4 protein-coding genes are annotated in these 5,033 nt (G+C 42.2%); 1 reads left to right on the forward strand and 3 read right to left on the reverse strand.

The annotated features are described in order from the left end of the window. The coding region (locus F3741_11435; protein MZG31391.1) for an ABC transporter ATP-binding protein at positions 1–1,147 on the reverse strand (1,147 nt) is incomplete at its 3' end. A gap of 173 nt (positions 1,148–1,320) precedes the next feature. Between F3741_11435 and F3741_11440 the strand changes: the two genes are divergently transcribed. After that, positions 1,321–2,745, forward strand: coding sequence for a mannose-1-phosphate guanylyltransferase/mannose-6-phosphate isomerase (locus tag F3741_11440; GenBank protein ID MZG31392.1), 1,425 nt, complete (start codon positions 1,321–1,323; stop codon positions 2,743–2,745). Between the two features lie 38 nt (positions 2,746–2,783). Here the strand turns inward: F3741_11440 and F3741_11445 are convergent, their stop codons facing one another. Further along, positions 2,784–4,376: an SPOR domain-containing protein gene (locus tag F3741_11445; protein MZG31393.1), complete on the reverse strand. Its 1,593-nt coding sequence runs from the start codon at positions 4,374–4,376 to the stop codon at positions 2,784–2,786. Beyond that, positions 4,297–5,033, reverse strand: a 737-nt coding sequence (locus F3741_11450; GenBank protein ID MZG31394.1) for a peptidase, incomplete at its 5' end; no start/stop codon positions are given. The genes F3741_11445 and F3741_11450, both read right to left, overlap by 80 nt.

Here is a 5,033-nt window from a genome sequence, read left to right on the forward strand (position 1 = left end):
AGAGCATTTGAGTCAAAGTGGTTTTTCCTGAACCGATCACCCCCACTACTCCCAGTGTATGACCTTTAGGAACTTTAATTTCAATTCCATCCAGGCTTGGTTTTTTTTCTCCGGGATAGCAAAAAGTGAGATCCCGAAATTCAATATCACCTATCTCATCTACAGACACCGCACTTTCTTTAGAGGATATTATTTCAGGTTGAGCGATTAAGATTTCACGAATACGATTCATTGCCGACATTCCTTTTTGAGTCAGGTTAAAGACATAACCTATTCCCATCATTGGCCAGGAGAGAAGCATTAAATAGCCATTGAACGCGACAAACGATCCCAGCGTCATGGAACCTGAGATCACGTCTTTCCCACCGAGCCAAAGGGAAAGCATCGATGCAAGACCCATTACAAAGACCATAGTAGGCGTAAAGATGCCAAACATACGGGTCACATGCAGGTTTTTTTCAATGTATTCATCGTTAAGAGAGGCAAACTTTCTTTTTTGATTTTCCTCCTGAACAAAAGCATGCAGCACCCGTATGCCAGCAAGGTTTTCCTGTACCAACCCCGTTATGAGTGCCAGGTGTTCCTGAACCGCTTTATGCCGCTTTCCAATTTCCTTAACAAAATAAAAGAACAGGACAGAAATCACCGGGAGTGGCAATAACACTTTGAATGCCAGGTCAACATTAATCCATGCCATCATTACTACAGCAGTAATAACCATGAAAACCGCATCAATGAGGATCAATGCTCCCAGCCCAATGAACTCTCTCACCGCCCTCAGGTCATTGGTAGCTCGTGATATGATATCTCCCGTTTTCTGCTTCAAGTACCATGTTCGATCTAAAGTCAACAGGTGGTTGAAAAGGCGGTTCAAAATATCAAACTCAATTTTCCTGGAAGGACCAAACATATAGACCCTCCATCCATAACGGCCCACAAGAAGGAACAAAACTATCAGTAACAGAAAAAGCGTATATTCAAGAAGGGTTTCTGAAGAAGGTTTCTGCGGCAAGACATCAATAAACTTTTTTATCACCCAGGGAACAACCAGCGTCAGGGTATCTGTGAAAACCAATGCCACAATACCTATCATCAGTTCCCTTTGATATTTGGAAATATAAGGCCAGAATAATCTTAAGTTTTCCAATTTATGCCCTTCTCATACATTTGTGAATTCAAGTTATTTTCCTAGTCCTTTGATGCCTTTTTAGCTAGAATGGATGCGGTTTATCAAAATTAAAACTGCTCAGAAACCCAGTTAATTTATCCAGTAGTCCTTGATATCCGCGATCATTTAAACAACCAGAGAAAGACTTTTCTATGTACGGAGTGATATTGGCCGGGGGTAGCGGTACCCGGTTTTGGCCTGCAAGCCGCGAGCAAAGCCCAAAACAGTTGCAGAAAATAATTGGAGACAAAACAATGCTCCAAAATACTTTGCAACGTCTTCTAAAACTGATATCCATAGAAAAAATCTATCTCGCAACCAACCATTTACAGGCAATCGAGACTCTTCACCAATTAAACGAGTACGGTTTTAATTCCGATCATCTCATAGCAGAGCCTTGCAATAGAAATACAGCGTTGGCAATTGGATTGTTGGCAAAAGTTATCGCAGAGAAAGACCCCAACGCGGTCATGGCTGTCTTTCCTTCTGACCATGTTGTAACGAACTCTGAAAACTTTATCAATACACTTAATAAAGCAAAATCACTAGCCCAAAATGGGTGTCTAGTTACTCTCGGCATACCCCCTACCCGCCCTGAAACCGGTTTTGGCTATATGAAACAAGGGGACGAAATAGAAAACGGAGCTTACAAGGTAGAACGGTTTGTTGAAAAACCTGACCGGAGTAAGGCTGAGCAATATTTGAAGGATGGAAACTTTTTCTGGAATTGTGGGATCTTTGTCTGGAAGGCCTCCTCTATTCTCGAAGAGCTAGAGAAATACGCGGAGAATATCTATTCCCAACTTGAAAGCATCAATAATTGCTTGCAGCGTACTAAAAGTAAACCATTCTATATGGAGCTTGATGAAAGAGGTCGCGAACTTTTTTCTTCCCTGCCCAGCCTGTCCATAGATTATGCTGTGATGGAAAACTCCTCCCGTGTGATCCTCATCCCCGGCGATATTGGCTGGAATGATGTCGGGGCCTGGAACTCTTTAGACGAAGTATGTGTAAAAGATTCTGAGGGTAATGTTATCAGTGGAAATATTATTGCCCAGGATTGCAGTGAAACCATAATTCAGGGCCAAAAACGTCTCATCGCAGCATTAGGTTTAAAAGACACAATAGTTGTGGACAGTCCTGACGCTCTTTTGGTTTGCGCCAAAGACCGGTCCCAGGATGTAAAAAAACTGGTTGAATCCCTGAAAGAAAAAGATCGCCCGGAAGTAAAACAGTCAGCTACAGTAAAGAGGCCATGGGGATCATACATCATATTAGATTCGGGGCCTTCATATGTGCTCAAGCGTATTGAAGTGTTAGCAGGAGAAGCACTCAGCCTTCAATCGCATCAACATCGCAGTGAACATTGGACGATTGTCTCCGGCCTGGCAGAAGTGGTATTGGATGAAAAAACCTTTAAACTTAAAACCAATGAAACCATCACCATTCCTCAAAACTCAAAACATCGGCTAAGCAATCCCGGCTCCGAGCTGCTGGTAATAATAGAAATTCAATTTGGCCTTCTCCTGGATGAGGAAGATATTACCCGCTATGAAGATCGATATGGCCGCTGTTGATCGTTTCCGCACAGCTTTAAAGCACACCATCCAAAACATTAGTTTTTAGGCAATGAAATAACAAAATAGTTTTTGATGGTCTTCGAATCAACCAGGCGGTTGGCGTAAACACTGGCCTGGCCTTTCGAGGGAAACTTACCAGCCCTTATTTTATACCAATTTCCTCCGGCTCTTCGCGCCGCCTTCACGATATAAAGACTCTCGACACCTTTCTTTTTAAGTGTCCGAATCATCTTGTCTGCTTGTTTTGCAGAAACAACCGCAGCAATTTGAACTGTAAAAACCCTATCTTCCTTTTTAGCGTTCAAAGATTTTGATGAACTCACCAATGACGATGGTGCTGGAGGGATACTATCCTTTTTTTTTGGAACCAGCCCGCTATAACCAAGAGCCAGCAATATCGAAAAAGAAAGGATTACAAAGCTAATAAGTTTAGTTCTTAACGAAAGGTGTCCAAATTTCATGAGCCCTTCAAGGAACTGCAAAAGAATCCATTTGAACCCTTTTAAAAGTTTTTTGATCGCCCAACCAACACCTTTCTTCAATATTGTCAGCTTACCGGCAACCAGCCCCATTTCCACTTTCAAGCTTTTAAGGTCCTGCAGGTCTTCCCGGCGAAACAACTTTATTTTTTTCAACTTGGAAGAAACTCTATTTTGCTCAGCTCGATTTTTAATCTCCTCTTGCAAATCAACACTCAAACCTAAAAACACATCCCCACAACTTTGATGTAGTTCTGGAGCAACACCGGCAAGGTTTCCCTCGCAATAACTGTGAGCCAGATATTTTTTAATTTCATCTTCATTTTTATCAGTGTGGTTCAATGCAAAAAGGTAAAACCTCAATGCCAGCTCATCAGTTCTTTTATGCGCCAGGTATATTGGCAACGCAAACCGGACAATCTCATTTGAAAGTTCACTCTTATCCTCTAATGCGGTTAAAAACAGTCTTTCTACTTTTCCAGACCACTGCCCAGCCTTTAAAAACAGATTCGCCAAATAATGAGTCAAAACCGGATCATGAACTTCTTCCTGCTGAACCATTATCAACAGCAAGTCCATTTCGTCTTCAGTGAGTTCCCTTCCTTGATTTAAAATTGCAAGCAATGGTTTGCGAAAACGCGAATCTCCAGGGCTTTGCAAAAAGGCCTGCACATATATATTCAATGCCCTCGGAGACTCATCTCCAATGGACAACAAATAGTCCGCATACAAAAGGACACAACGAACCCTGTATTGTTTTCCTGTTTCCGGTAAGAAGTAAGAGGAATAAGTAAAACTCAGAAGATTTTCATATTGGTTTTTAATATCAGCCGGGTCCAATTGAGGAGAAACATTTTTAAGAAAATGAAGAGCATTGAAAAAACGCTGTTCTCCAATCATCCCATACGCAATAAATCCAAAGAAAAGGCAGACCATGACAATGGCCCATTGAATCGCCACATCATCAAACAGGACATCTGGAAGTGCTACCTCGTGCAAAAAAAACAGAAACGCATATCCCATCACAAATATCAGGAATAACGAGACGGCAATTCGAGCCAGATAAAATTTAAGGGTTTGGAGTAGCATTCTTAAGTTCAGTTTGATTGGAGCCCTTATCAACTGGTTCCGGGAGAAGTCCTGTTTCATCAGGCTCCTGTTCACTAGTCACAACAGGCTGTGCAGAAAGATCCACGTCTTCCTTAACAGCAACCTGCAAAGTCTCAAGAGAGAATTCATCTGCCAGATAACCAGTCTGCACATCTACAGTGGCAAATTTGATTTTTTCTGGCACAGGAAATTTAACCGGACTTTTTCCTTCTAAAGCCTTCTGCATGAAAAACACCCATATGGGTGCCGCGGCACTGGCCCCTGTCAAGCCCTTGCCAGACTTTGCTTCCATAGGCTTGTTATTATCAAATCCCACCCAGACTGAAGTTGAAATATCTTTTGTAAAGCCATTGAACCACGCATCTTTAAAATCATTGGTTGTTCCTGTTTTGCCTCCAGCTGGGTGACGAAATCCCATTCTCCTTAGAATCCGGCCAGTGCCCCCTTCTACCACGCCTTGCATCATATTTAAGAGCGGATATAGGGAATCAGGTAAAAATTGCTGCACTCCCTGGTAGTAGTGTTCATAAAGGCGGTTCCCCTGAAAATCCTCAATGTGCTGAATCATATAAGGCTCATTATAGATTCCAAGGTTGGCGATGACACTATATGCAGACGCTACTTCATATGGAGACAACCCTGACGTGCCCAAAGCAAGTGACAGGTTTTTACCTAAAGGACTTTTAATGCCAAACT

The sequence above is a fragment of the Nitrospinota bacterium genome (assembly GCA_009873635.1).
Lineage (GTDB): Bacteria > Nitrospinota > Nitrospinia > Nitrospinales > VA-1 > LS-NOB.